This is a genomic window from Haladaptatus sp. CMAA 1909 (genome assembly GCF_043952005.1).
Lineage (GTDB): Archaea > Halobacteriota > Halobacteria > Halobacteriales > Haladaptataceae > Haladaptatus.
This window is the reverse complement of sequence record NZ_JBIOAV010000003.1, coordinates 544,912-571,270: the sequence shown is the minus strand read 5'-3', so window position 1 is coordinate 571,270 and position 26,359 is coordinate 544,912. Positions and strand designations below refer to the sequence as shown.

The window sequence follows — 26,359 nt, the reverse complement described above, 5'->3', positions numbered from 1 at the left end:
CGGGTGCGGACGAGAACGACGATTTGTCGTTCCGTGTCGTGCCTGCAAAGTGCGTCGTAGAAACAGGAAGCCACGGGTCACCCGACCCGTGGTAATTCACCTCAGTGAACGGTCCGTATTGAGTGATGGTTGAATAGACTGGTTTCTGATTCGTGTCTCAAAGAAAATACAAAAATGAACTCTTCAGGCAGGAGACGCCATCCTTTTTATTTTAGATAGAATGAGGAAAACAAAACACTGCCAACTCGGATGCTGATATTGTTTTGCTCAGATACAAACCAATAAGACGCTCCAATGTGAACTACCCCACCCTACGCGCTTCGCGCGTTGCGGACGGGGCTTCCTGCTTCGAGGACGCGCTTTGCAGGAACAACAGCAGTTCCCGTAGGGAGCGCAGTCTCCACAGGCGTTGATTCGGAGCATCCCGCTCCTATATCCGCGTTCTTCAACCCTCGGACGAGGATGTTATACGCCGCGTTCCAGTCCCTATCCGCCGTGAATCCACAGGACGGGCATGAGTGTTCACGTACCCATAGTGGTTTGTCCGACGACACACCGCACGCCGCACATTCTTTCGTGGTTCCTCGTGGGTTGACCGGAATGTAGTGCGTTCCTTCGCGTTCACACTTGTATTTGAGCAGCCGGAGAAAAGTCCGCCACGCGGCGGATGCTCGGTTGCGTGAATTTGAATCGAACTGCATCATTCCGGCGACGTTCAAGTCTTCAACAGCTACGAGGTCGTACTCTCGGGCGTAGTAGTTCGACAACTTATGCAAGAAGTCCCGGCGCTTCTGTTTCAACTCGGCGTGACATTCTGCGACCCGTCGCCGTTGCTTCTCGTAGTTGTTCGAGCCGTGTTGCTTTCGCGAGAGTTTTCGTTGCTCGCGTTCCAACCGGTCACGTTCGTCCGATAAGTCGAGTGATTCGACGGCAGTTCCGTCGGTATCGTGAGCGTACTTGAGTATCCCAACGTCGATTCCCACTACGTCAGTGAGTTCGTCGGGTTTCTCGGGTGTTTTGCGGTCTACTTCGACGCCGAAGGTGGCGAACCATTCGCCCGTCGGTTCTTTCTTGAGCGTGACTTGTTTGAGTGTCGCGTCGTCAGGAATAGCGCGGTGGAGTCGTATCGGGATGTCCGCGAGTTTCGAGAGGCACAGTACCGTCTGACCGCCCTTCTTGTCGAGCTTGAAGCCAGACTGACTGTACGTGAAACTGCGAAAATCCCGTGGAGGCTTCCACTTAAGTTGACCGACGCGGTAGCCGTTCTTCTTGAGTTCCCCGAGCGACTTGATGTTCTGCTCAATCCGCATGACAGCAGTTTGAAGAACTGTTGAATACACGTCCGAGAGGCCATCCCACCAGTCTTTGAGACTGGGAAGTTCGTCACGGATGGACCGAACGCGCTGGTTGAGTGTGCCTGCGTTCTCGGGGATTTGATTGAAGCGGTAGAGAGCGTGGTTGTACAGTTGCCTACAGATATCGCGGTAGCGGTCCAACTCCTCACGGTGGGCGTCGGACGGCTCAAGGCGATATTTGTAGGCGTAGTACATCCGCTACTTGTTCTCCTCAATATGCTCATCCAATTTCTCGCGGATGAACGACGAGAGGTTGAGATGGTGCTCTTGCACCCATTCGAGTTGGTCCTCTCGGATTGTGATTGTGGTACGCTTCACCGTATATACTATATGCATCTGTCCCGGATTAAACATACCGATTGCGTGGGCCTGTGGGCCTGCAACAGAGCAGTGTACGAAAGACGATGACGGCGTTGACGAGACGCGAAGCGTCTCGTTTGCACACCAGAAATCTTCGATTTCTGGGGACGCTGTATCCCCTCCCTGCTCGCGCCTTCGTCGCTCCCTGAGGAAGGGGGCTTAGCGCCTGCATTCAGCTAATGTTGTGTTGTCGGGAGACATTTGACCAACTCGTTTTCCCGGCATCATGTGAGGGGTGGAGGGCCCCCTCACGAATCTTGTATGATAACGAATTGAGCGTATACCTGCGTGTTCAGGTGCATGTAAAGCCGACAATATTCATACAAAAGTCCGAAAATACGGTGAACTGATTTCCTGCCATTGATTCTTCTCTTATCATTGGAGGTGGGCGGTGTATCGAGAAAATGAAAGAACCGAATCAATGAGTTTGTTCGAAAATCGTGCTATATGTTATCTATTCATCCTGAAAGCCTATTAGCCCATCTTCCTTGATTAGAGTGTATGAGTAACGCGTCATCATCACAGCCAGGGCCATCAATACGAACAACACCTACGGACGTTGAGTCTATTACCGCTACCGTGGTGAGGGCAGTAGCCGAGGCGAACGGGACGAATCCCGCAACACCCCTCTACGAGGTGATTGATCCTGATGCACTCGAAGCGCTCTATCAGCATGGCTCACCAAAGGTAACGTTTGAGTATATTGGCTACCGCATTACGATTCATGCTGATCGCACGGTTTCCGTTTCTGAATTGGATTCGTCGGACGCTGTTGATATCCGCTAACCCCAAGAGACTGCTGATCGCCCCGCTCTATTGAAAATACGAGGACTTTTCGCCCGATACCATCGGACAGCGTTGTTTGGCGTGACATACATAGAACGTGTAAGTGGGTTAGCTGCAGTGAGTAAGTGTGGTCTTCCGGGTGGCTTTCGCGCCACAGTTCTCATACTGCCAAAATGTGTGATCGATGTTGCGGTCCGTGTCGTAGCCAGTGTGCGAATCACGGATACGGCCGTCGTCATTATCTTCCGATGGGAACGCCTTAACGGTGCCATTATCGGTCATCGGTTGCAACGGCGGCCAAGTGCTTGCAGAATGGTGCGGACACGTACTGGCCATTCGTTCGTGAGTTACGTCGTCGATGGAGACGGTGTACTGGTGAGCTGAGGAATTCTCGTGACTCTCATTGGTGACCCTACGAGTAATGCCTTTCCTCTCCGTTTAGAGTGGCTCCCATCTCAATTCTGCCACTCGATATTGTATAGCTATCAGTCCCCGCCTTACTTAGGGGAGAATGTAAGAAAGAGATATCTGTAAGAATCGCGTAGCCAGAGAGTGAGAGAGCATGTCAGTTGAAAAATCAGCTCGGGTAACAAGCAAAGGGCAAGTTACAATCCCAAAGCCAATTCGAGAACGGCTCGGTATCGACGAAGGGACGACGGTCACCTTCGAAATTCACAGCGATGGCACAGTAACCGTCTCACCAGAGAAAGACTCGTGGGAGTTACTAGAAGAAATCCAACAGACGCCGCGGAAGACCGATAAGAGTGTATCAGAACTCCTTTCGGAATCCAAACGTGCCTGGAGCAAATACGACTAGATGCTTTTTGTCGATTCATGGGCCTGGTTGGAGCTTACTCTTGAGGGTAAAAACGAAACCCAAGCACGCGAGGTGATCAAACGTGGAGAGGAAGAAGGGATGGTTGTGGCAACAACGGTCCTGGCCGAGGTATACTATATTCTCGACCGTGAGAAGGGAAGAGCTACTGCTGAAAAAACAATGGAGATGATTAGTGGCTTCGACCATCTTGATATTCTCCCAGTTACACCCTCAATCGCCATTCGTGGTGCACAGCTCAGACGGAAATATTATTCCCAAGCCGATGAGAGAACCCCATCCTATGCGGATATGATTCATCTTGCGACCGCTGAAGAAGTAGCAGGTTGCGATCTGCTCTGTACAGGTGATTCTGACTTTGACAAAATTACTGAAGTAGAATGTCACGTATTCTGAGCATGCAACTCCACTTCGTTAACTCGTAAGTCTTCACTGAGGTAAACTACCCCGCCCTACTCGCTCCCGTCTGCCTTGCGGCGGTCGGTCACTCGTTGAAGACGGGGCTTTACCGCAACGACAGTGTGCCCCGCGACCTCATGCATGGACGCGGCTCGGCTTCCTCTTACCGTCCTTGCCTTCGGCGTGGATGCATTGGTTGATGCTTTCCACTCCGACCGAAGACCGGGATTGTCCCGCCGATTTAATTCCCGGTATTCTCACGCTCAAACCCAATTAGGTAGGGAATTGAACCCGTTCGCGGTCATCGTTCCCGAGTGTAGGATGCGATACGCTCGCACCACAGGTGCCAGTTTACTTATGGCACCTACTGTCATGGACTTGTACCACGGCAGTAGTGAATTATTGTACGTATTCGGCGGTAATAATCCTTCTCGAACGGGTTTCCTCTCCTCCCTACTCGCTTCGTTCGTTGAGGAAGGAGGCTCCACCCTACCACGTGCTGAAACGAGGGTTAGTTCGGCAGTTCTTTCGGTCCCGTTTGTACGCGAGGCTAGCACGGGAAGCCACCGAGGCCCTCACGGTCGCAGTTGTCAGGTTCGGCATCGTTGTCGTTCTCCGAGGGAGACATCGAACGTCTTGTCGGTCGTCGGTTTCGACGCCAGCCATGTGCTTGCAAAATGCAGTGCGGTGGACGTGCTATGGACACGTGCAGGCTATTGTATTGCAGTAGTCAAACAATATTACCAACATCAGAAGAAAACGTGTAAATCCACCGTAGAGGCCATATAATAGCCATTAAGGTCGTTTTATCTGATCTCAACTTAGGCCGAGTTGCCCGCGAGAATGTTGTTCAATCATCACACTACACCAGGATCTGATCAGAGATCTCGAGGATCTTTAAACAGCGAGGAAATCCCGGCCTTGAGCCCGGGCGAGAATCGCATAAACGCCACTACGCAACCGCCGAACCCAGCTGGCTTAGGACCACTCGTTGGACGAAGGCGGCAGAACAGTCGCCGACGCAGATTTGGTTGGTTACGTAACCACAGCACATCTCGTCAGGGCAAATGAACCGGACGCGATTACAGTCGCTATCGCTCTCGATCGGACCACCCGACTGTTCTTTTTCGAGACGGGGTGACAATCACCTGTTCCCCGGAATCGGAAACGATGACCGCGACACGTCCGAGACGGTCCTTGTGAAGCCTATCTTTCTTCGAGGAGAGAATCCCGCCGTTTACCGTAGGGAGGATGTCAATGGTCGCAACTCGGTGTAACTACCTTTTCTCTATGGATTCAACACTATTAGGAACTTTACTCCTCGGTATGAATCTCCGCATTAATCTCACAGCTCTGCCAGATTATGACTGAGGTACCGTCAATTATGATTTTAATGTGAAGAGAATCGCTGCCATTGTGAATAAATAAACTGTTGAGTGCGTCGGGATCACAAAAGTCATAGAGCGTAAAATCAAGGGCTTCAATCTCCATTTCATAGTATTTCTCTAAAGCTTCAATAACCGCCAAACTTGCTTTGGATGGGTGGGCTCCACTCGCAGGAGTAGTCATTATGTCCATTCTCCAAGGCTAGAATAAATATAACGCATGCCTAACTATGTTGGTCTTCTCCCTGCAAAAAAGTAGATTTTGTATAAAGCACTGAGAGAAAATTTCCGCGTGGAGATGCACCTCGCTCACTGATCTTCTATTGGTGTTAAATAGGGTTTCTTTAAATCCCATATATTACAATTAAATTTGGAGTACTTGCAATTATTCTGATGAGTATATTACGGTGCATGACAATAGTATACAAGTGGAAAGTACTACCAATCGAGATTCCGGGAATTAGAGAAAAGCAGAATCGACAGTGAACTCAGCAGGATCGCTACCGTTCAGTTTTCATAATTCGCTCAGTTATGCTTCCCCAGTGGAAACCTCGAACTTTCCCGCAAATAATGAAAACAATGTCTTAGCGTATCGGTATTCTCGTAGAAAAGGGTCAGAGGAACGCTGATCCAGCCATGAGTCCGATTGTTGCACATACAGCGATTAGGGCCGCATCCTTTGCCGAAACGCTGTCGGAAAACTGACTCGCGAGCGTCCCGATAATCAACGCACAAATGATTCCGATGATCGGAATCTGAGAAATTATTCCATCCAGGGATACGGCGGGAAGCGTACTCAAGTGCTATCGCACCTCGTTAATGGATTCAAATACCATGAATCAATATTCATCTTCAAAGAATATATATCTTATAGTAACATCGGGAAGACAGCCAGCAGCACCGACAACGAGTTGTTCGATTTGATCCGAGTGAGAAAACAGTTTGCGTGTAACTCCCTTACCTCCGCCAAATCGTGCACAGCCAGAGAGCCACCGATGAACAGTCCGGTTACACTAAGCAGCTGGTGTTGAGTAGTCGTCTTGGCGTCATGAGTATTACCGTAGTAAACCGGCCGGCTTGAAGGAGATTAGCGATTGCATACAATTTTCGATTTGAAATAGGATATCCATTTATGATGATATCTAGCCATTCTCTGTTCGGCGCCCATGTGGAATGCCCGGTGCACCATCGACTACCCAAAGTAGGAATGCTAGAATGTACGGTATCGAGTAAATAGCAAGAAAAATAAAATGCTCTGGAGTCAGCATCTCATCGAAGAATTCACTGAAGACTTGATTAACCCGCCCAAGTAGTGTTGTCTCGGACGCATATGGTGGGAGTGTGACAATCGGCCAGAGCAACCGATCACTTGGTGTCACCCCAGATTTTGGAACTGCCAAGATAGCATCTCCGAGAAGATGTGACCAGTAGCCAACAGTAAACGCGGCGCCGAGCTTAAATCGGCTTGTAGCAATCGCCACACTGAGAACAAGAAGCCCAATCGGTATCGCAATCAAGATTGAATGGGCGACTGAATACCCCTGTGGGAAAAGATGTAGCCCCCATGAGAGTGTTTTATCTACAAGATCCGGCAATTGAGTGCCAAATAATACTGCGAGGACAATTCCAATCCCTGCCGGTGGCTTCCGTGTCACAAGCCGGTTCCCAAGTGAATACAGGACGTATCCAAAAGCAGCATGTCCCCATGGCATCATGCTGACATCCTCACAGATGCACAGTCGCTCGGTAATATCTGGACGTTTGAAATATCTAGAAGGCCGTTACTATCTGAAGGGCTCATTACAAATGAATAGTGACGCAAACCCTAAAAACACTCTTACAGAATTTCAGGCGAGCATGCCCCGCCCTTGGAGACGAGGATGAATCGCCGTCTTTGTTCATCTTCACCGCACGGTACAGTCTTAGGTACGCTCTCTACGTATCTGACGGCGTCAGACCACGGCGTCATGCCGGACACTGTGTGAGTGTATCTCCACCGATAATGCAGAGATCAAAATAAATTCACCAGGAATAAATTGATTTTAGTATATACTATGTGGAATAATCAGTATAGATCGGTCAAACTCGAGATCCAATGACACTGTGTGACAGAGTCGGGAACAATGCACCAAGAAATACAGTTAGCCAGTATCAAACGACTCCACCAGGGATTTTTTCGATCCTCACAGGATGCGAGGTGCTCAAGAAAAGCGTTCATGATCGGAAAGCAATAGCGACGAGTACGAACCCGACGCGACAAAGGTTGCTGGGTACAATACGTGGCAAACCGAGTTCGATCGACACGTCCAGGAAGGCGAGAACGGAATCTGGGCACTGATCATCACAAAGCAAGTGTCCCGACTGCGAGAACTCACCGAACTACCACGAGCAGAGTGCGTGTGAGTATGACGAGATACCATCTGAAGCGTGGTCGAAAGGACCTGTTGGATTCATACCCACGGCTGCGTTCGATGTGTCTCAGACAGACGGTGAACCACTTCTCGAATTGAAGGCCGAAGCAACCGGAAATGCAGAAAATCCGTACTTGATCAGGATCCGAGTGACCCTCATCGGCTTGATGATAATGATGACGGCATTGCCCGCGAATCACTCTAAACGATTTTACTTCGAGTGCATCTCGGATTTGTAGCTACGCAGGGATGGTTTCGTTATTTCCTATCGTAGTGCACATGTCGGTAATTGGTTACTGTGATCCCGGTATCAAATCACGATGCCGGAACCAGACATCGATTTCCTCACCACGGTTTTGATGTGGTAGCTGTAGGAGTCAAGTTCACTCCAGATATCGTTATGGCATTCGTTCTAAAGAAAATACAGCGAGAGTTCCATGGATCATCTGACCCGTGGGTGAATCGCGTACGCAGTCGCCATAACCGGAAGGGTTAGGGCGTCTTCCCACGCTATTCCAACTGGAAGCCACCGTTAATAACCTCTCAAAATCCAACTGCAACAAACTCGGTGAGACTGGTGATGTTGGGCGGTGAGTGAAGCCGCCGGCCCTCACGGTTTGGTGAGGTCGCCGTTGGACGAAAGTGCCGATACGACCGAACACACCGAATCGGGTGTTGTCGCTTCCACGCGACCGAAAGGAGGAATATAATTAATCTGATAAATACTCTCTAGTCACGGATTGACGCATTTTCCGGATAAGCGTCAGGTAGTCCTCTGGTGAATATTTTTGTTCTTTTTGTTGACGAATCATATCTTTTGTCTCACTATCAGTGAGTAAGTCGACAATCATACACGCTGTGAGTTTTGCAGGTATAATATAAGCCATCTCATCGTCCACAGCTTGGAATTCAGGAGTATGTGGCGTTCCTTTGAATCCACCAATCATCGGGTGAATGCCGGGTATGATTTGAGTGACGTCTCCCATGTCAGTTGACCCCGTTGTATGAGAATCATGAGTGTCAATTGCATCAGACCCTAGTTTATCTACTGCATTTGTTTCATAGACCTCTATCATCGTTTTATTCGTCTGGAACGGAAGATACCCAGGATAGTCTTCGATCGAAATATCAGCTCCAACAGCCATCGCGCCGCTTTCAAGTGCTTGATTCACCGAGTCATTCGCGTCATTAACTGCCTGGATTGATTTCGCACGTGTGTACGATTCGATTCGAACGTCTGCGGGGACAACGTTGACCCCGTCTCCCCCTTTCGTTAAGATCGGGTGCACACGGACGTTGTCTTCGTCAGCGAACGTTTCTCGCTGAGCGTGAACGGCGTTCATGCCAAGCATCGCCGCATTGAGGGCATTGACTCCCTCTTCGGGCGCTGCGCCCGCGTGAGACGACCGCCCCCGGTAGGTGACGAACTTGCCAATGAAACCGTTCGTCGACGAGCGGGTTTGGATCTTTCTTTCCGGAGTATCTGCATCCGCATGTATCATTGTGGCACAGTCGACATGATCAAAATATCCCCGTTTGATCAGCTCTTGTTTTCCACCCATGAATTCAATTTGTCCGTCATTAACCAATGAGCGTCGGTACTCTAAGTCAAGGAATTCTTCGGCCGGGACGGCGATAAACTCGACCGTGCCATGTAGCCTGTCTAGAATTCCAGTTGAGCTAAGTCCGTAGGCCGTTCCGATCAGATTAGCTAATTGGGCGTGATGGCCACACGCGTGACACGCTCCTGTTTCGCGATCTGCCTTCGGGTGCTCCCAGTTGACGAGCGCATCCAGTTCACCAATAACAGCGATTGTGAACTCATCTGCGCTGGTTTCTAGGTCTGTCGAAGCGCGAGCTCCAGTAATGGCGAGGTCGCGTTCGATTTCCAGTCCCATCGTTTCGAAGGCAGTCGTGACTTTATCGGTTGTTGCGTGCTCTTTATAGCCGAGCTCGGGCTCTTCCTCTACAGCTTTGGCTAGTTCGATGATATCGTCTCGGTGGTCGTCAATCGCGGTACAAACGACTTCTTTTTGGGTTTGTGTATCTGTCATTCTGGATCAGATGATTCCTTGATAGCTGAGTATTGCCTGTGCGACGAGTGCAGAGCCGATGAACGTACCCGTGAATGCACAAATAGCTACGACCACGATCTTCCAGCTCATCTGTTTCATGCTGGTCACCTGGAGTCCGATTGAGAGGCCAGCGTAGGCAAGAATTGGAGTTGTTGTTGCCAAGAACTGTACTGGGTCAGTTAGTGAGAGAACGATGTCTTGAACTGGTGAGAATGGAAGCGAAAGGACAAATCCAATAATCGTCGCATATGCAAATGCAGGAAACTGAAGCGAGAGATAACGACCGAGCAGCAACGAGACGAACCCAATTACTGCAATCAAGAGCATACCGGGTGCAGCTTCGATTGGGCTGACTCCATAGCCGACGTAATTCCCAACCACAGTTATTACGCTGATGATGATGAGCATCTTCGCGATGTTCGACTCAAACGTGGGCGAATCGACCGTCATCAGCTCTCACTCCCAATGAGCGGGCGAGCAACACTGTACAACCAGTTGATGAGAGGAAGTGCGATGAATATCAGGACGTAAATTCCTGTGAGACCTGTAAGAAGATTGCTTGTTGCGGCAAATGCGAGGATTTGGTCTTTCGGAACCGAACTAGCGGCTCCTGCTAAAGAGCTTGAACATGCAGTCATCATACTTGCACTTCCCATACCACAGGCCATTGCGAGTGCTAACGGGTGTAACCCTGTAATCGGTGCAAGTCCTCCTATGAGGCCGAAAAATATCGTTCCTAATACAGTACCAGTAAGATACACTCCAAGAACACCTCGCCCTTCCGGCGATTCGATCCCATATCGTTCGGTTATAACGGCAAAAGTGGCTTCTCGTGCGATGCTGACTCCACCACCAATGGCTTCTCGTTTCAGGCCAAGGAATAACGCAACTGGCAAGGCAATGAAAATCGTTCCAAGGTTCCCAAGCTCTTGAAGCAAGAACGCGGGTCCGGCGCTAATTAAATTATTGAACTCAGGCCCGACTGTCGTCCCGTATTTGACGGCTAAGGGCATGAGCGAGATTGTCAAGAGTGGGGCACTGATTTCACTGACATCTTTCGAGACAATTTCTTGGAGAGGCGAGATATACTGACCGAGGACACTGTAACTAAGTAGAATTCCAATAACCACCGCATATAATAGCGGGAGAAGAACGATTTGCCCTGGTCCAAGATCAAATGCATGACTGCCAATCGCCTCTGCTATGATAGTGATCAGAAGTACTGTTACATGTGTCTTGAAGTGTAACAGGTACCGACCATGTGTTCGAATGGGGTCCCACGTTTCAGTCTCGGTTTCCACGTCAGCCACGCTGCACCACCGTGGTAGCTGTTTTTATGCACATTCGAATGGTTCTGTGATTGTACGTAGTATTATTCTTCGCATGGCGGTAAGAGGTGTAAAATCGAGTAGAGATAACGGGATGACTGTTGACCCGGGTATTCAGTCGGGGGTCGCTGGGGACCATCGAACAGCGTTGTTTGGCGAGACATAAATCAAAAAGTGAGCGGGTTAGCAGCAGACGGTGAGTGTACCTTTGCGAGTGGCTTCCGTACCACAATCCTCACACGTCCAGTAGGTGTGATCGACAATACCGTACATATGGTTCTGGTGGTGAGAAAGAATTTCCTGAGAAAATGCTCAAATGCAGCTCTCATTATTGATTGAATACACAGCGAGTGTCTCAACACTCTCTCCGTTAAACCATGGACTGTTCAGACTTTCCATTGTGGTGTCCACTGGCGTCGATGACGCGGGTCATTCCCCATAGCCGCCCGAATTGCGTCTTCATACAGTGTCGCTCCGTCAAGAACTTTATCGAGATTTACTGCGGGATTGAGATCAATAACATAGATATTTTTGTGAATGAGGATATCTAACTCGAACAGAGAGAGGTCGAACAATTTTTGCACGTGACCAACGTAACGACTCAGACTGGTTGTGACTGGTTGTTCGGCGGGAGAACCGTCGTTGCGAGGCAGTTTGACGACTCGGACTTCATTACCAATACTGAACAGTTTGTAGCTTCGATGCGGGATGACGTACTTTTCGACTAGTTTCTCGTCCGGGAAGTCATACGACCCGGCGAGATGGATCGTAAACTCGTGGCCGTCAGAGTGGAACTCACTTCTGGGTTTCACGATGGCAGGCGGTCGAAGTGTAATTGTTTTCGCTTGACCGTACTGGAATTCTGGGACAAGAACATCACTACGTCGAAGCGTTCGATAGCAGTCGAGTCGGTCAGCCGTAATGTGTGCCCCTTCGTAGCTGTTTAGCGTTGGTATCCCGGCCTCATGTGCACGCTTGAGGTCAGCAAGCGCGGCTGGATGCCAGTGTGCCATATGATAGAAGTCGAGGTTGAGTTCATCCATATCGGGATGCTCAACTCTAGGATTCAGTAATACGACTGTTGCCCACGACCGAAGTCTGTCGAGCAGTTCGAGTTTAACATCGTTTCCACGGTCGGGCCAATAAGAGATGCCAATCGTTGGCCGGGCGGCTGAAGTTGTCATGGAACCGTATCGGGAGGCGGTCCAATTGTGCGAATTCTCATCGATGAGAAGGTGTTAGAGATCTCCATATGCTACTAATTAACATGAGTGTATTTGAAGAGTATCCCGAACCAGTCTGGAGTATACTACAGAAATTTGAATCTTTCTGAGGAGACTTTTATATGAGTATCTGTTCTTAGAGAGCTATAGTTTATTCGCGTCTTGACTGAACTATGACATTAGCTTCATTGTTGACGTCCTCCCCGCTCTAAAGAACGAGGCTTTCTCCTCGCATCTCCGTAATCTGGGGATAGCGAAACAAACTCGGGTGTTCACAGAGTGGGCAAGAAGGATTAACTCTCTATGTGTATTGATACCGCATACGATGATCGATAACGTAGAGAATGAAGTGAATATGCTCGACCGGCATATGGAGGTTCTGCGGATGGTGATTAATAACGAACCCATTGGAATCTCAATAATGTCGGATGAGTCTGGGTATGCCAAACACGAAATACGCTATTCACTTCGATTACTTCAAGAAGAGGATCTCATCACTCCCACCCAACAAGGTGCTGTGACAACCGACCAAACAGGCCCACTCATCGAAACCCTGGATGAGCAAATCACCGAGATTAGAAACAGACTCATCGCAATAGAAATATTCGATTGAAAACTATTGACAAGCAGATCGTGAGAGACAATAATAACGTCAGTGTTGACATTGGGACTCACCACATCGTTTGAATTGACCTCAATGTGGTCGAGCCGATTGTCTTAATCGAAACTCATCGAATTACTCTCTTCCATCCTCTATTTTTAGGAATTCCCTGTAGGTAGTAATGCAAGTAGAATAATGCACGTGCATCTTGTGGGAGAATGTATGTGCCCAGATGCTACTGTCCTAGACGATGAATTCGCTGACATGATCGGCTCATACTTTGAAAACGCTGGCTCGGTACTCATCGTCAATCCCGCACCAGATGTCTTTGAGACGTTGATGCTGACTGCATCATCTTTGGGTGATGAGCTACCGGATCTTCAAGTGCTGGCCACCCCAGACGTACTAAAATCCTCACTGGACGATTTTATTCTCGCGAGCCAGGTGGCAGATTTAATCGAGCAAGACGCACTCGAACTTCGAACGACAACTGATATTGCTCGAAGTTCGTTGCTCGTTAGCGATGATGAAGTCCTAACGATCGTCACATTGGATGGTGAATTGACGGGGATGCGCTCGGCAGATGACGAGTTGGTCGAAAACGTTCGATCGACGTTTATCGACAACTGGGAAGATGGAGAAACATTCACTCTCCGAACCCCACCACTTTCGCGTGTTCGGGAAACGCTGAATGAGGAGTTCAGCGATGAGGTCGAAGACGACTTTATGATGGTTGTTGACTCGGCCGAGACGATACCTGGAGATGATGACAATCTCGATGAAGTGGCTATTGCCTTATTAGTGGGGGCGAACAACGAGGTGCTGCTGTATGATATCAGTAAGTGGGGCGAAGATGTTGGCCTCGCAAGTAAAGCTACGTTTTCGCGAGTTAAAACCAGGCTTGAGGATCAGGGTCTTATCGAGACAGAGAAAGTACCAATCGATGTTGGGCGTCCACGTCTTCGGTTGCTCTTAGTCCCAGATGATTTGGAGGATGTCGATATGCTTACAGACCAGATGACTGCATAGACATGTGTGAAAAGCCATCCTAAGACCGTTTGAGAACGGGATTATTAGCGTGATAATTCAGCTGTAGTCACAATTCGATCCTGTTCAGGTGGGTTCGTATAGGTACTGATCCGCTGTAACCGTTGTACACCTTCGATGTCATCGACCACTTTTCGAACAGGCTCAGGAACTACCATCGACCAGTCTTCGCTCACAATCATACGACGTCGAACTTCGGCACCTCGAAACTGCTCTCTCACATAGAGCGGTGTACTACGCACCTCGAATCCCTATTCTTCAAAGAATTGTCCGACGCGGGGGTAAAAAGACTCCGTTACAGGCGATTGCCTGGCTTTGCAGCCATCTTAGATCAACTCACAAATTGAAGAATAGTACTGGAACACTCAGCTACGTGAAGAGAAGCTACTCAACCCGTTTTCCAATCTTAGTTCTCCCCTTCAATTTCGAACTGTTCGTGTTCACTAGCGGCATTCAGGACCACGCTCGTGTTGCTTTCATTTATGTCTTCATCACTAAGCAGCGTTTTGATCTGTTGATTCATGTCATTGGTATCTGTATATTTTCCGACCGCGATAATGTCATGGTCACCTGTGACTTCATATACACTGATCATTTGTGGTTGCTCTTGGAGCCGAGCAGTGACGTCCGGCAATGCCGTGCCTTCTACTTTGAGTTGGATAACAGCAGTTACATCATAGCCTAGTGAATCATAGTCGAGTCGAGGAGAATAACCGACAATGACGCCTGCATCTTGCAGATTTTCGAGATGATTTGAGACAGTTGTCACCGAAACATCCAGTTCTTCGGCAATGCCACGGAGACTCGCTCGACCGTCATTCAACAATACATTAATTAATTCTTTATCTAAGTTTTCGTAGGTCATTACGCATATGATGTCACTCCAGATCAATATTTCTTGGCAAGTGTTCAAATACTGCCGGTTGAAACACAACCCAGTAACCATTCCACGATACTTCGACCCGCTTCTGATGTCTCTGGTGGGAAATCCGATACCTATGTGATCCGCACAAAAAGTCCATCTATTGATGATTTCGTACTGCCATTTCCAAACTCTACTTAGGTTAGTGATGATGAGCAGCGTGAATGTTAGGTCTCTGCTGGAACCTTTGATGCCACAGAGAGAGTTAATTGGAATGTACTGGCCAAATCATACCAGAAGTGTATGCCACATGAGGTTCATGAGGGATTGCCCTCATAGTCCTCACGAGTTGCCGGAGGATTCTGACAGAGGTAATCCGGCGATAATTTCTATGAATGGAGACTCTAAAATAGTTTGTAAAGCAGCAAGATTGTCTCTGGGAGTTGTAGTTCAGTATTCTAGTCGCTCGAGATGAGAAACTCTTTGTTGGGAGCACATCGATTCCAATTATGCCTTGGTAGCTCAGGCTGGCAGAGCAGCTCCTTTGTAAGGAGCCGGTCGAGAGTTCAAATCTCTCCCAAGGCTTTCCACCGAGTTCTGGACAATTGGTACGAGAAAAGCGTCGTGAGAGTTGCCCAAAGTTAGTATACGACATTAACCAGTCTTCGCTCTAATTACCGAAGAAAATACGATTGAGGCGACTTAGACAAAAAGCAATGGTCGGTAAGAATCTTCCTCGTATATTCTCCTTCTTAGGAAAGCTACATATATGAACGTCAGTCAGTGAATCTTCTGTTGAGGCGACAATCATCATTCCTACATTAGGAGGTTGCTATGGGAAGATACGAGCTGTTTTCCCAGTAGATCATCAGTAGTAGAAACGTGGGAAATAGTGGGCAAAACGTCCTGACAACTCCCACGCATGTCGGGGAGAGTCGTTGCACGCGACAAACCCGACATTAGATATTATGAACTAAAGATTAATGTTAACGAGTATACCGGCAAGATGATCAGATTGTGCTAGTATCGGTGGAAAGCTGCCGAAACAAGAGTAGGGAAGACGAATAGGGGATTTTTACTAGTATACCCAGCATCCGCAATTATTAAATGAAAATTTAAGAATATAGTATCCATGGGATGGATATTATCTGCGGTCTTTCGTTCGTGACCGCATAGGACGGGAGAAAATCCCGTCCACTGGCATTTGGTTCTTATTATTCACTGCTATGCAAACAAGTAACACTTATCACTGTGAAATCATTCCTGCTAGGAAACCTTGACCAACTCATTATCCCAGCATCGCGGAGGTTTGAGGACCCCTCACGAAATCTAGGTAGGTAAAATCCAGTATCAAAAGACTGTCGTCTAATATTTAAAGTGACTACCGTGGTCGAATAAAAAATGAGGGAGAGCGATAGGCCAAGTTGACTACGAAATGATGCGTATTGGGACCACAAGAGATTTACCTAGTTATTAACAATATGCCATCGTCGAGTAGATCACGAAGACATTTTCCTACTCGACATCTCGTGGGAACGCTTGGAAGGCTACCCCCCACGGGTTTACTATACCCAAACATACGGTATCTGATGGTTTTCTATACTACCCTTTATCTCTGGGGAGCGATACAGTACCGTGAGAGTCCAGTATTGGCTGAGGGATACTTGCGTATAATAGCCACAACGGCTATTCACATCTCGCTCTATCTGCATTTGTCGGGGACTTGCATCATCTCATACCCGACCGTGGGAGGAGATGGCACGAGCTACCACGAGATGCTATCCTTCCGCGTTCTATACCGACGAGCGATTCCTTGTAGTGTTGATCGGTAGGGTTTGACGTTTGAGAATGGCTTAGTGTCTAGATTGATACTCAATTGCACAAACCAAGTCAATCTGAATTCTCGATCTATGTGTAGTGGAGCGGTCAGTTTGAGCAAGTGACGGCAGTACCTACGATATACGCACTTTGTCAGACTTTGTTTACCGGCACTGTCTAGATAGGGCAACCAAGCGAAAGCGGTACGATCGACAAGATTTTATGCACTGTTCGAAAGCAACTGATTCTTGATAGTGAGGGTGGCTCTCCCGTGAGAGGACAGAATTTGATTGCTTCATTGGAAATCTACTCATGATGAGATGAAGTGGTTCGGTACCCACCCACGATAGAGACGGTGAAACGCCCCTCTACAACCGAATCGCTTAACTAGACAGTGCCTGTTTACCCGATGTCGTGTTTCCATGCCACATTCGACACACTCTGCGATACGATATGGTTGTCGTGATGACCCATTCCCGTCATCTTCACCTTCCTCAATTAGTTCAATAGAGATCGTATGTGTGGTTTCATTGTCACAGACTGTGCACACCTCAATGTGGGTTTCGTCATCCATACGGGATCTTTGTTCACAAAGATAATTAATTGTACGAAGATTTCATAGTATAATGTTTGAGTCGTACTCTTTCGAATGGAGTGTGGGGTAATCCAGGACTCCCTCCCAACGCGCACTCTCGGCACGGAAGGTCACCAAAGAGATCGCAGTCGCAGTCTTTTATATCGACATCATTTTTCGCTGCCGATAGATCTCGTATAGACCTTGTGGCAGATTCGCACCACTGAAGAGAAAATATTAGTTTACTTTTTGAGTATTTTTGCTCATCTTAGCATAGCCACAAAGCATTTACTGGCCTGTGTCTAATGGTGACATGTAGCGAGGACGCTTTGACATCACCCGGATCTGGTGCCATCACCCTGATCCACCTCCTCGCTCCACTCCAATTCCTCCGTTACTTCTGACCGAGATAGAGTCACGGAGAGAGGGATCGCTCGCTCATCGATGTGAAAGTGCGTCTTATAAATTATCCTCTCGCACGGCTTCTCTGATGTGTTTTGACGGCATTTAGGCGACGCTTGTGAGGATCGTATGTCATTAGAATGAGCTACTAACCAGAGCTTGCTTGCAACCCAAAAACAAGAGCGATGGAAATAGCCCACGTAGAAGCAGTTGTCTGGGAAAATCTTCCTCAGATCTACTGCTTGTCACAAGAACTAGTTAATACCAGGGTCGGTTAATGAGTCTCGCCGCTCTCGACGCGGAACGACTCACTGTAACTGCTACTGCTGTTCTAGGTTGCGAACCGTTTTCGAGCGTCGATACCGTAGAATCCGGGCACCGCAGTCCTCGCACACCAGCCACCACTCTGACGCAGTGAAGCGTTTGCAGGTTTCGAAGTGTCGAGGGTGTCCTTCCACCAGGCGAACGTTGTGCCGTGATCCGCGTCGCCGAACTCGTGGTGTTAGAAGGCACGAGAAGTACATTGGGAGTGGCGACTCTACAGGAAACGCAGCGAGAGTGCCTCGGGGCTTGACCCCGAGGGTGAATCGCGTACACTGAGTCAGTCCCATAATCACAAGAGTAAGAGTTATAGTACCCAAATGTGTATGTTGAGACGTACACGAAGTGGTACAAATGAGGTTAGATGCCGACATAACGGACGAAGACCGACAACGGGTGAAAGCCTACGCCGACGACAAAGGAGTGCGTATGCGCCGAGCATACGCCGACCTGCTTCGATCCGCTCTCGACGCCGAGGGGTACTGAAACATGGATGTCACGCTTCGCTGTCGCGCCTATCCCGACGAAGACGTAGCGAGCGAAGCGTGGCGTCACATCGAAATTCACCGACAGATTCGCAACCACGCCGTCCGCGATTACTACCGAGCACCGCGGAACGACCGTCCAACCGCTTACGACCAACACCGGAAACTCACCGAGTGGAAGAAACGGTGGCCGATGTTCGCCGAAGTGTCGGCACACGCAGCCCAACAGACGGTCTCACAGATACAAAAAGACCAGACGGTGCTCAAAAAACACCGCGAGAACGGTCGCAAGACGGGACGGCTCAAGTGGCAGGGTGCGGGCGAGTTCCGGTCGGTAGCGTACCAGTCAGAAGGCTTCAACGTCAATCACACGACGGGCCGCGACTTCGGGACGCTTACTCTCTCAAAAATCGGCGAGATACCGATACGAGCACACCGCGACTTGCCCGACACCGAGACCGTCAAACGCGCCATTCTCAAGAAAGAACGAACCGGCGCATGGTTCGCCTGTTTCGTGATCGAAGTGGATGCTCCCGCGAAACCAGACCCGGAAGATATCGACCCCGCCGACTGTATCGGTGTGGACCTCGGCATCCAGTCGTACATCCACACGTCCGACGACCTTTCAGTCGAATGTTTGGACTTGGAATCGGAGTACAAACAGTATGCCCGCCAACAGCGCTCGCTCGACCGCAAGCACCACGGGTCGGCCAACTGGGAGAAACAGCGCCAGAACGTCACCCGTGCGAAACGACGCATCCGGTGGAAAGTGCTCGATTTTCAGCACAAACTTTCGACGTGGCTGGTCAAAGCGTACGACGTAGTGGCGGTCGAAGACTTGGACGTGAAGCCGATGCTCGAAACCAGTCAATCGGCGAAAAACAAGCAAGACGCTTCGTGGTCCCGGTTCCTCGATTTGCTCGAATACAAGGGCAACCTGTACGGAACGCACGTCGTTCGAGTAGACGCTCGCGGAACCACGAAAGAGTGCAATCAGTGCGGTGTGGAAACGTCGAAACCGCTGTGGGTTCGGGAACACTCGTGTCCGGCGTGCGGGCACACCGAAGACCGGGACTTGAACGCGGCAAAGAACATCCTCGATAGGGGACTCAATTCTCTTCATGTAGGGCCGGGACGGTCCGAATCAACGTCACCAGAAATCTTTGATTTCTGGTTGGCGAACGAATCGCGGAGCGATTCGTCAACGCCTGTGCAGACTGTGCTCCCGGCGTTCGCTCGTCATTCGGGACGGGTGGATGCAAAGCACGTCGTCGAAGCAGGAAGCCCCGTGGCTTGACCGCGGGGGACGTTCACAAGCGTTGCTAGTTCGTTGATTTCGAGTGAGGTTCGGAACCCATATTCCTGCTTCATCTCCCGGACGATGGTGTTCAGTGCCTGATTGGAGACAAAGTTGGCCTCAAGCGTTCCGGGGGTTTCCTCTTTTACCTCGGTAACTGTAGAATCGTCAGTGATATCGAGAAATATTTTCGTAGTCGGTCAGTTTTTTCCTGGTTACTATCTGTTTCCACCATTCTCTACTAGAAAATTAATCGTCGCACATATATCAATCTGACGAACATGATCGGCGTAGACATATTTACAGAGTCAGTGCATTCTGATGGGTAGACTGAACATGTGATATTCACTATGGGACGGCAGTAGTTTTGATAGCCTCACAGGATACCGTACGCCGAGTCTGAAACCCGGACAGACGACACTTGCGGCCCTTTCAGTCCTGAAACCTCTATCGTAGTCTCTGTAGGAACTCCTGCTCCTAATAACGGGCGAGGATGTCACCTCCGAGACATTCATCAGGGCATTCTGTTCCTTTCCGAGGTCGAATTTGACCATGATTACTGTTTTATCACTTGTGATTTTCCAGACGGTCGCTGACCTTCGAACAGGTCGACTACGTACTCAAAAACCCGAGTTCAAAAAGTCGTGATTTGACTTGCTGAACGCCTTTTTGAGCCTCGGTTTCTGTCTTCGCTCCGGTGATGATGAGCTTCCCGCTGTTAAACAGCAGAATAACAACCGATAATTCCTCAAGTCGATATACAAGTCCGGGGAATTGTTCAGGTTCATATTCAATATCTTCCAGCCCTAGCCCGATGGCGAGTGCATTGAGATTGAGTGACGTTTCAAGATCAGCACTTGAAACCAAGTTCTCAACCGAAATCGATGGCTGCTTAGTCACAGCCACCCCGAGGTCACGAAGTTGTGTGAATAGCTCATGATACCCATCTTCTACGTCCTGCATGTTGTTTGCACCAGTACTGATGACTGCTCCTGACCGATAGAGCAACATTGTCGCCGAGGTTGTCGAGAGTCGACAAATCACACCGGGAAACTGCTCGGCATTGTATGCACCACTTGGGAGATCTGCACCTACTTGTGCTACATCGAGTTCCTGATCAATGTTAGACACTGCAACAATATTCTCGATCGTAGTCTGTGTCTGGGAGGTATCCAGTTCCATTAAGCAACTTTTGTATCCCGAGGTAATGATTTAACCGGCATATTTCTCATATAGAAGTTGTATCTTCGTGTATACCCGTACTACTATCGGTGTCGTCACATGCGTTTTCTCACAATAACACGATAATAGTCAACAATATATTATTCTGAATATTTTTGGCAATAAAATATAAGCCCCAGTTAGATAGTGTGTTATATATTACCAATGGCACAGAACAGAAATCAGTTACTCAAACGTACGTCACTTTCGAGGGCCCAGCAACTCATTAGCAACGAAGAATCCCAAGTGCAAGCCGAAATCAATGCGTTCGAGGACTTTCTCAGCCGACTTAAAGAGATTCCGCCCCATCCCTGTCGAACTGACGGAGGTACATTACATGGCACACTTCAATCACGATCGCACGCCTCACACACGTTCCCGGATACAGTTCAGGAGGCATACCGTGAGACAGTCCTTGCAGTAGATCATTGGGAAGACGAGTATGGTGAAAAAACCACTCTAGAGAGCATTAAAAATGAGTTCAGTCCAGAGGTGGCAACCAGCTTAGCAGGTGGATCAGCGATGTGGTCACAACCACTGTGGAATCAACTCAAGTGTGCGAGTGAGGAGGCTATTGATACACGCCAGCAATCATACTCGTTGATAGCAGAAGAACGCCAGCAACTCAAGAACCTCCACGTTGCACTTACTAACATTAGTGGAGAGTTAGCAGCAATCGAACGACGTGAGTTCACTTTTGATGAGTGCAATGATCGACTCACGTCGATAGAACAGAAGCTCAATGAATTGACACACGATCAGCAATCATATCTGCGCCAGCGCAAGCGATCGAATAAAGAATTGTTCACAACGTATCTCTATTCCGACCTCGACACCGACTATCCAGGGTTAGCAGCCCTCGCGACGGCTCGCCAGATACATGATCACATCGAACTTCGTCACTGGACAGGTGCGAGTTGATAGTTATCGAGCGTGACGAACATCCGAGTAGACGGTCGATTTTTCGGGTTTGATTACGACCTCACACGCAATATCTCAATCAGCAAATCGGAGAAATACACGGCCGAAACGTTCGACGCGTGAGCGTGCGCCCAGTTGAGCAGGCTACAATTCCGTCAAACATTCTAAGTATTCGTGTTGATCTTTAAAATTGAAAGCTAGTTTTCGTCCGTTCCTCTCTGGTTAAGTAGCTCTGGAATTTATAGTATAGTATGGTCGAAGATAGTGGCGCACAAAGTATGACTGATTCTCTTCAACGGCAAGCACAGAGCCTGCAGGAAACGTCGCCCGAGAAGTACGGTCTCTTGAAAGCCTATCACGAGCGTGTCCGTGAAGCGCTTGAAGTCTGCTCGCGGAACTATCCCTCTACCAAGCAACTGAGTGAAAATCTTCCCGATTCCAATATGACTCCCCAAATGGTGGGGAATTTACTGGCACTACTCGTCCAATTTGAGATTATCGAGGTGTTCAGCGAACGCAACAATAGCAACCGCTACGACCTTACGCACTATGATCACAAACGAATGGACACCCTCTGTCAGATTCTTCAAAGAGTGACCGCTGGGTCGTAACAAGCGAAATTCGAACGAAGAAACCTGAAACTTGCCACGTGATAATAGTTTTTAGTGCATACCCGCGGGTCGAACGATAGGCCGGGCCGATACACCGCCGCCGGTGGACGGGCCGGATATCCGTTTTCGGTACGTTTAAGAGCCTGTACCTCCTGTTTTAGGGTTCTACTCCGATAGAGAGAGTCATACTAAAGAACACACGTATGCCGATGTCTCGGTCGGAGATGGGGCCTGTTTGACCGGGCCACAGCCCTATCACGGGAGTTAAATCGAGAGATTCCCCGGTGTGTCGCCGGTTCCTGTGAGAGTGCGGGTTGAAACCTCGAAGGCCGCTGGCCGATATCCCATGGTGGGATGCCACGTCGTTTACGGCGCGGAGGAGGTCAACTGGATGGTTACCTTTCGTTCGATAGGCAGGGCCAAAGTCTAAAACGGGTTTATTGTGAGGGTCTCTCCTCAACCAAACTTATTCTCTACTCTTCAGCGCGTTCGACGAAACGCTTTAAATTGAGATGACCAGCGCCATGGTAGGTCTTTCCACCAGGCGCGCTACTTGCGGTTTCCTGAATGAGCAATTCAATCTGTTCAACGCTAAGGCTAAGGCGAAGTGAACGAACAAGTGCAACGCACCTGCAACCTGTGGGGCGGCCATCGAGGTTCCTACCTTCCAGCCGTAGCCTGATTCCGTATCAACGATTTTGCTTGACTTATCACCTTTGGACGGAGTTTTCCATGGACTTCGTGAGATAGCCGTTTATATAGAGGCGTTCAAGAATATCTTTGGAACAAAGTCCTCACTAATTGCATCGTTTTTATAAGCGATACACATTACCAGAGAGTGAGTAGCCAAAGAACCACAACAGAATCAGGTACCCGCAGATTAGTATCTTATACTAACATAAGATCGCTAAACAATTGACCAGCCACGAACCCGTCACATCGATCCATCGCGAAAGCGCTCAATTGGCACGAGGAGACCTCTTGATATCCTCCCAAACCTAAAGATACGGGTATGCGCTCGATTCTAAATCAGATCGCGGTCAATCTGCTCTTCTTCTGAAAGAGCGATAATCTCATCATCCTGATCTTCGTTGGGCGATGATGACAATGATGCAACCAGCATGCTACGAATTGGTTCACTTTTGAACATTAAGATTAGTCGGTAATATCGTATAATAAGCTTTCTGGAGGTTCCAACGAATGCCGATATTGCATATTACTGGTTACTCAGGGATTTTATTGCATCTTGCCTGCATGTGTATATAATACGAGTTGAAGTACGCAGTTCTGTTCGTCCCGTTTGCACGCATGGCTAACACGGGATGCCACCATGGCCATCATAGTCGCAGTTATAGAATTGCAGGCGAGAAAACCCACGACTTGAGTCGTGGGATGAATCGCCATCTTTGTTCACTTTCAGTGTGTGGCATAGTCATAGGTTCTTTGCGTTTGTATCTCTCGGTGTCGATTCGATAGTTCCCTATCGGGGTTGACAGTCCGACAACTGGCAGTTGACTGGGTGTTTGCCTCATCAAATAAGTAAGCCCACGGACACCAAACCGACATAAAACAACCAAGTAACTCCGAGTCACGTCCGTTGCCCGGACGAGATAGGAGTACCGGGGGCGTGGCACTCCCTTCAACTCGTCGGGTTGTAAAGGTAAGTTCCCAATCCAGCGTAATCGGGCGTGGGAAGCCCACGACTTTAGTCGTGGGAGCATGTCACCTGGTTCAGCATCGTTTTACTCTCTTCCGACAGGGATACATCGAGGATTCTATCGCCCATCGCGGTTTCGACCACAGTAATGTGCTTGCAGCAAGCGTTGCAGTGGACGTGATGCAGGCACAACAGGCCATCAGTTTGTCTGTCACGTCGTCGATAGAGATGGTGTATTGGTGATACGGACCTATCTCTGTAGCGAATAGCGTATCCGTAAAGACGAGTCACGCATCCAATGCTTCGACAACGTCTTTCACTGTGAACAGACGAAGATCGTCCCGCTCTTTGGCGACCTCTTCGATGGAGTCCTTGAATCCACTCCGCGAGAAGAGAGTATACTCCTCAATTCGCTCACTTCCATCATCGGGTGCCCATCGGAGTTCGTTGACGTGGCGCTGGAGTTTCGAGAACGCGTTGTATCCGAGTGGAGATCGCTGGAATTGGCACTCGCCAACGATTAGCGTCTCTCCTCCCGTCAAACCGACGACATCGATCTCGTGGTCGTCGTACCACCACTGGCCGGTATCCCTAATAGTATACTCCGAGTACAGTGTTCGAAGCGCGGAACAACACAGATTTTCAAACGACCGGCTCACGAAATCAGCTAGTGTCGGTTCGATCAATACATCGTAGGCGTCCTCGCCTAAGTCGTCGTATCGATCTCCTGTTCCGTACACGGAATGAAACGAAAAACGGGAGAACTGATCGCGGATGCGGTACCTGCGTTTGGTCCTCTCTTTCTCTCCGTGATGGGCACGTGTTGACTCACTAATCGGATTCGCGAAAGTCGGTTAAGATACTTCGAGAGCTGATTGTAGTCGATACCGGGCGTCCCTGTGATCTCATTTCGACTTGTACTCCCACCAGCTATAGCCTCGATAATGGAGAAGTATCGGGTTGGCTCGGTAAGTTCCATACGAAGCACGTAGTCGGGTTCATCGTGGAGCGTTCCATGTCGAGAGAGGTTCGTTTGTTGTATGTTCTCTGCAAGCGTTGCATCCGGCGAAACTTCTTCTAGATAATACGGAACGCCACCGAAAACGCCCCGAGTAAAGATTTTCTCAGAAGGTGTGTACGCGTCGTCGAAGAACTCCATACATCGTACATTTATCCCAACAGGATTTGGAGACTACTACACGTCTCAGAAATGAGCAGGAAGTGAAAACAATTCATCAAATTTATTCTTGATAGCAGCCCACAATTTTATATAAATCACTGCTAGATATTAACATTGGGGAGCAAAGACAAACTGTGTATCTGTTTCAGAACGTTAAAACAAATCTGTTAGACATAGTCTGACTGTTTTATATGTCACGTATGGTTCATCATAGAGTCAGCACTTCTCACCCCCACAATGACTGAACGCAAATCCCCGTCCGACGATGAGGACAAGCAGAGAGATACTGTCGTCTGCCAGACCGAGTTCGATCCGACAACGGACTGTGCCAGTGAAACAGTAATCAGAGCCGTTGCGATACTGAACGATACTGATCCCACCGACCTCACGCCACTTTCTGAGGTTGTTGATCCTGACGCACTTGATGCGCTCTTCGCACCAAAAGCTAGTGAAATTCCGCGCAACACGAATGGATATATCAAATTCAATTACGATGCATATTATATCAGAGTCGATGGCAGTGGACAGATTACAGTTCAGCAGTCTGACCCAGGAATAGGTGACTAAATTGACGCGATAACATAGTAGATTACTCTTCAACTGTCTCATTGTTGTACTGCCGTCTAGAAGACGCAGTAACAGATTTCTCGGCGTTCTCGCTTGTCACTCGCCACTACTACAGACTGGCGGTCACCTAATTTGGCGACTCTTGAGCATCGACAATTTCGAGGAGATGTTTGAGTAGTTCACCATTCCGATACCGTATAGTTTCGCTGCGCTCGTCTAATTCAACGACACCTGAATCAGCGAGTAACGGAAGGTGTATATGGTCAAGCCTGATCCGTGCGTGTTCAGAGCTGTCGATACTGTCGATTTCTTCGTGAACGTAGTCAGCCAATTGGGAAAGATTAGCCGTTGTTGTCTCTTCGGCAATGAAATACCGGATGATCTCCCGTCGCATGGATTTTTTAAGTAATTTGCTGGCAGTACCTAACGTGAGGTCAGGAGTCAATGGGTCGTCCGTACGTAGTGGTGCACTCATGGTTGATATGGTTGTGTTCGTCGGCCGCGCATCACTTCTGTAACACGACACTCCGGAACAGCAAAGACGGAAACAATAGATAATCCGGAGGCGAGCTGTGCTATCTTTCTATATATAAATGGGTATATAATACTTACAGTTTGTGGTTTTCTCGGTGCAAAAT

21 protein-coding genes, 1 tRNA gene and 3 pseudogenes are annotated in these 26,359 nt (G+C 48.8%); 12 read left to right on the top strand and 13 right to left on the bottom strand.

The window, feature by feature from the left end; translation table 11 throughout:
* Positions 1 to 311: 311 nt before the first annotated feature.
* Positions 312 to 1,550 (bottom strand): RNA-guided endonuclease InsQ/TnpB family protein, encoded by a 1,239-nt coding sequence (locus ACGYLY_RS24520; RefSeq protein WP_395285367.1) that lies wholly within the window; start codon positions 1,548 to 1,550, stop codon positions 312 to 314.
* A 666-nt stretch (positions 1,551 to 2,216) separates the two neighbouring features.
* On the opposite strand from ACGYLY_RS24520, the gene ACGYLY_RS24515 reads away from it, so the two are divergent.
* From ACGYLY_RS24515 to ACGYLY_RS24505, 3 genes are all read left to right on the top strand, one after another.
* Positions 2,217 to 2,501 carry a HalOD1 output domain-containing protein gene (locus ACGYLY_RS24515; RefSeq protein ID WP_395285366.1) on the top strand — a complete coding sequence of 95 codons (285 nt, stop codon included), beginning with the start codon at positions 2,217 to 2,219 and terminating at the stop codon, positions 2,499 to 2,501.
* Between the two features lie 562 nt (positions 2,502 to 3,063).
* A complete protein-coding gene (locus ACGYLY_RS24510) occupies positions 3,064 to 3,318 on the top strand; it encodes an AbrB/MazE/SpoVT family DNA-binding domain-containing protein (protein WP_395285365.1) in 255 nt (84 codons plus the stop codon).
* Complete coding sequence (locus ACGYLY_RS24505) at positions 3,319 to 3,732, top strand: type II toxin-antitoxin system VapC family toxin (protein ID WP_395285364.1); 414 nt, start codon at positions 3,319 to 3,321, stop codon at positions 3,730 to 3,732. It begins immediately after the preceding gene.
* Between the two features lie 1,317 nt (positions 3,733 to 5,049).
* Here ACGYLY_RS24505 and ACGYLY_RS24500 read toward each other — a convergent pair.
* Both ACGYLY_RS24500 and ACGYLY_RS24495 read right to left on the bottom strand, forming a co-directional pair.
* Positions 5,050 to 5,304 (bottom strand): HalOD1 output domain-containing protein, encoded by a 255-nt coding sequence (locus ACGYLY_RS24500; protein WP_395285363.1) that lies wholly within the window; start codon positions 5,302 to 5,304, stop codon positions 5,050 to 5,052.
* 958 nt (positions 5,305 to 6,262) lie between these two features.
* Entirely contained in the window at positions 6,263 to 6,832 is a 570-nt protein-coding gene (locus tag ACGYLY_RS24495) for a metal-dependent hydrolase (RefSeq protein WP_395285421.1), read from the bottom strand.
* A 535-nt stretch (positions 6,833 to 7,367) separates the two neighbouring features.
* Here ACGYLY_RS24495 and ACGYLY_RS24490 point away from each other — a divergent pair.
* Positions 7,368 to 7,659 (top strand): annotated as a pseudogene (locus tag ACGYLY_RS24490) (DUF955 domain-containing protein); the annotation flags it as partial.
* A gap of 582 nt (positions 7,660 to 8,241) precedes the next feature.
* Here ACGYLY_RS24490 and ACGYLY_RS24485 read toward each other — a convergent pair.
* From ACGYLY_RS24485 to ACGYLY_RS24470, 4 genes are all read right to left on the bottom strand, one after another.
* On the bottom strand, positions 8,242 to 9,585 hold the full coding sequence (locus ACGYLY_RS24485; protein ID WP_395285362.1) for an amidohydrolase: 1,344 nt from the start codon (positions 9,583 to 9,585) through the stop codon (positions 8,242 to 8,244).
* A 6-nt stretch (positions 9,586 to 9,591) separates the two neighbouring features.
* On the bottom strand, positions 9,592 to 10,056 hold the full coding sequence (locus tag ACGYLY_RS24480) for a hypothetical protein (RefSeq protein ID WP_395285361.1): 465 nt from the start codon (positions 10,054 to 10,056) through the stop codon (positions 9,592 to 9,594).
* Positions 10,056 to 10,907, bottom strand: a complete 852-nt coding sequence (locus tag ACGYLY_RS24475; protein WP_395285420.1) for a DUF3100 domain-containing protein — start codon at positions 10,905 to 10,907, stop codon at positions 10,056 to 10,058. The genes ACGYLY_RS24480 and ACGYLY_RS24475 overlap by 1 nt, the downstream gene beginning before the upstream one ends.
* Positions 10,908 to 11,320: 413 nt before the next feature.
* Entirely contained in the window at positions 11,321 to 12,118 is a 798-nt protein-coding gene (locus tag ACGYLY_RS24470) for a hypothetical protein (protein ID WP_395285360.1), read from the bottom strand.
* A 364-nt stretch (positions 12,119 to 12,482) separates the two neighbouring features.
* Between ACGYLY_RS24470 and ACGYLY_RS24465 the strand changes: the two genes are divergently transcribed.
* Positions 12,483 to 12,770 carry a hypothetical protein gene (locus ACGYLY_RS24465; RefSeq protein ID WP_395285359.1) on the top strand — a complete coding sequence of 96 codons (288 nt, stop codon included), beginning with the start codon at positions 12,483 to 12,485 and terminating at the stop codon, positions 12,768 to 12,770.
* A 210-nt stretch (positions 12,771 to 12,980) separates the two neighbouring features.
* The gene (tbsP, locus tag ACGYLY_RS24460; RefSeq protein ID WP_395285358.1) at positions 12,981 to 13,787 is read left to right on the top strand and encodes a transcriptional regulator TbsP; all 807 of its coding nucleotides are present in this window, start codon (positions 12,981 to 12,983) and stop codon (positions 13,785 to 13,787) included.
* 424 nt (positions 13,788 to 14,211) lie between these two features.
* On the opposite strand, the gene lrp is transcribed toward tbsP, so the two are convergent.
* Positions 14,212 to 14,670 carry an HTH-type transcriptional regulator Lrp gene (lrp, locus tag ACGYLY_RS24455; RefSeq protein ID WP_395285357.1) on the bottom strand — a complete coding sequence of 153 codons (459 nt, stop codon included), beginning with the start codon at positions 14,668 to 14,670 and terminating at the stop codon, positions 14,212 to 14,214.
* Positions 14,671 to 15,178: 508 nt separating this feature from the next.
* Here lrp and ACGYLY_RS24450 point away from each other — a divergent pair.
* From ACGYLY_RS24450 to ACGYLY_RS24440, 3 genes are all read left to right on the top strand, one after another.
* A tRNA-Thr gene (locus tag ACGYLY_RS24450) sits at positions 15,179 to 15,252 on the top strand.
* Between the two features lie 2,884 nt (positions 15,253 to 18,136).
* Positions 18,137 to 18,268: a hypothetical protein gene (locus ACGYLY_RS24445; protein WP_395285356.1), complete on the top strand. Its 132-nt coding sequence runs from the start codon at positions 18,137 to 18,139 to the stop codon at positions 18,266 to 18,268.
* 3 nt (positions 18,269 to 18,271) lie between these two features.
* Positions 18,272 to 19,564: an RNA-guided endonuclease InsQ/TnpB family protein gene (locus ACGYLY_RS24440; protein ID WP_395285355.1), complete on the top strand. Its 1,293-nt coding sequence runs from the start codon at positions 18,272 to 18,274 to the stop codon at positions 19,562 to 19,564.
* A 612-nt stretch (positions 19,565 to 20,176) separates the two neighbouring features.
* Here ACGYLY_RS24440 and ACGYLY_RS24435 read toward each other — a convergent pair.
* The gene (locus ACGYLY_RS24435) at positions 20,177 to 20,746 is read right to left on the bottom strand and encodes a TATA-box-binding protein (RefSeq protein WP_395285354.1); all 570 of its coding nucleotides are present in this window, start codon (positions 20,744 to 20,746) and stop codon (positions 20,177 to 20,179) included.
* A 285-nt stretch (positions 20,747 to 21,031) separates the two neighbouring features.
* Here ACGYLY_RS24435 and ACGYLY_RS24430 point away from each other — a divergent pair, with 285 nt between their 5' ends.
* Positions 21,032 to 21,706: a hypothetical protein gene (locus tag ACGYLY_RS24430; protein WP_395285353.1), complete on the top strand. Its 675-nt coding sequence runs from the start codon at positions 21,032 to 21,034 to the stop codon at positions 21,704 to 21,706.
* 251 nt (positions 21,707 to 21,957) lie between these two features.
* Positions 21,958 to 22,317: a hypothetical protein gene (locus ACGYLY_RS24425; protein WP_395285352.1), complete on the top strand. Its 360-nt coding sequence runs from the start codon at positions 21,958 to 21,960 to the stop codon at positions 22,315 to 22,317.
* A 473-nt stretch (positions 22,318 to 22,790) separates the two neighbouring features.
* Here the strand turns inward: ACGYLY_RS24425 and ACGYLY_RS24420 are convergent.
* The 3 genes and pseudogenes from ACGYLY_RS24420 to ACGYLY_RS24410 form a co-directional block, all read right to left on the bottom strand.
* A pseudogene (locus ACGYLY_RS24420) lies at positions 22,791 to 23,002 on the bottom strand (S8 family serine peptidase); the annotation flags it as partial.
* A 339-nt stretch (positions 23,003 to 23,341) separates the two neighbouring features.
* Positions 23,342 to 23,467: a hypothetical protein gene (locus tag ACGYLY_RS24415; RefSeq protein ID WP_395285351.1), complete on the bottom strand. Its 126-nt coding sequence runs from the start codon at positions 23,465 to 23,467 to the stop codon at positions 23,342 to 23,344.
* A 794-nt stretch (positions 23,468 to 24,261) separates the two neighbouring features.
* Positions 24,262 to 25,133: pseudogene (locus ACGYLY_RS24410) on the bottom strand (ATP-binding protein); the annotation flags it as partial.
* 258 nt (positions 25,134 to 25,391) lie between these two features.
* On the opposite strand from ACGYLY_RS24410, the gene ACGYLY_RS24405 reads away from it, so the two are divergent.
* The gene (locus ACGYLY_RS24405) at positions 25,392 to 25,721 is read left to right on the top strand and encodes a HalOD1 output domain-containing protein (protein ID WP_395285350.1); all 330 of its coding nucleotides are present in this window, start codon (positions 25,392 to 25,394) and stop codon (positions 25,719 to 25,721) included.
* Positions 25,722 to 25,848: 127 nt separating this feature from the next.
* Here the strand turns inward: ACGYLY_RS24405 and ACGYLY_RS24400 are convergent, their stop codons facing one another.
* Entirely contained in the window at positions 25,849 to 26,196 is a 348-nt protein-coding gene (locus tag ACGYLY_RS24400; RefSeq protein ID WP_395285349.1) for a hypothetical protein, read from the bottom strand.
* Between the last annotated feature and the right edge of the window lie 163 nt (positions 26,197 to 26,359).

Coding starts and splice junctions, on each gene's coding strand:
- ACGYLY_RS24520 (WP_395285367.1), bottom strand. CDS start 1,550: ATGTACTACGCCTACAAATATCGCCTTGAGCCGTCCGACGCCCACCGT.
- ACGYLY_RS24515 (WP_395285366.1), top strand. CDS start 2,217: ATGAGTAACGCGTCATCATCACAGCCAGGGCCATCAATACGAACAACA.
- ACGYLY_RS24510 (WP_395285365.1), top strand. CDS start 3,064: ATGTCAGTTGAAAAATCAGCTCGGGTAACAAGCAAAGGGCAAGTTACA.
- ACGYLY_RS24505 (WP_395285364.1), top strand. CDS start 3,319: ATGCTTTTTGTCGATTCATGGGCCTGGTTGGAGCTTACTCTTGAGGGT.
- ACGYLY_RS24500 (WP_395285363.1), bottom strand. CDS start 5,304: ATGACTACTCCTGCGAGTGGAGCCCACCCATCCAAAGCAAGTTTGGCG.
- ACGYLY_RS24495 (WP_395285421.1), bottom strand. CDS start 6,832: ATGCCATGGGGACATGCTGCTTTTGGATACGTCCTGTATTCACTTGGG.
- ACGYLY_RS24485 (WP_395285362.1), bottom strand. CDS start 9,585: ATGACAGATACACAAACCCAAAAAGAAGTCGTTTGTACCGCGATTGAC.
- ACGYLY_RS24480 (WP_395285361.1), bottom strand. CDS start 10,056: ATGACGGTCGATTCGCCCACGTTTGAGTCGAACATCGCGAAGATGCTC.
- ACGYLY_RS24470 (WP_395285360.1), bottom strand. CDS start 12,118: ATGACAACTTCAGCCGCCCGGCCAACGATTGGCATCTCTTATTGGCCC.
- ACGYLY_RS24465 (WP_395285359.1), top strand. CDS start 12,483: ATGATCGATAACGTAGAGAATGAAGTGAATATGCTCGACCGGCATATG.
- tbsP (WP_395285358.1), top strand. CDS start 12,981: ATGTGCCCAGATGCTACTGTCCTAGACGATGAATTCGCTGACATGATC.
- lrp (WP_395285357.1), bottom strand. CDS start 14,670: ATGACCTACGAAAACTTAGATAAAGAATTAATTAATGTATTGTTGAAT.
- ACGYLY_RS24445 (WP_395285356.1), top strand. CDS start 18,137: ATGAGGTTAGATGCCGACATAACGGACGAAGACCGACAACGGGTGAAA.
- ACGYLY_RS24440 (WP_395285355.1), top strand. CDS start 18,272: ATGGATGTCACGCTTCGCTGTCGCGCCTATCCCGACGAAGACGTAGCG.
- ACGYLY_RS24435 (WP_395285354.1), bottom strand. CDS start 20,746: ATGGAACTGGATACCTCCCAGACACAGACTACGATCGAGAATATTGTT.
- ACGYLY_RS24425 (WP_395285352.1), top strand. CDS start 21,958: ATGGTCGAAGATAGTGGCGCACAAAGTATGACTGATTCTCTTCAACGG.
- ACGYLY_RS24415 (WP_395285351.1), bottom strand. CDS start 23,467: ATGTTCAAAAGTGAACCAATTCGTAGCATGCTGGTTGCATCATTGTCA.
- ACGYLY_RS24405 (WP_395285350.1), top strand. CDS start 25,392: ATGACTGAACGCAAATCCCCGTCCGACGATGAGGACAAGCAGAGAGAT.
- ACGYLY_RS24400 (WP_395285349.1), bottom strand. CDS start 26,196: ATGAGTGCACCACTACGTACGGACGACCCATTGACTCCTGACCTCACG.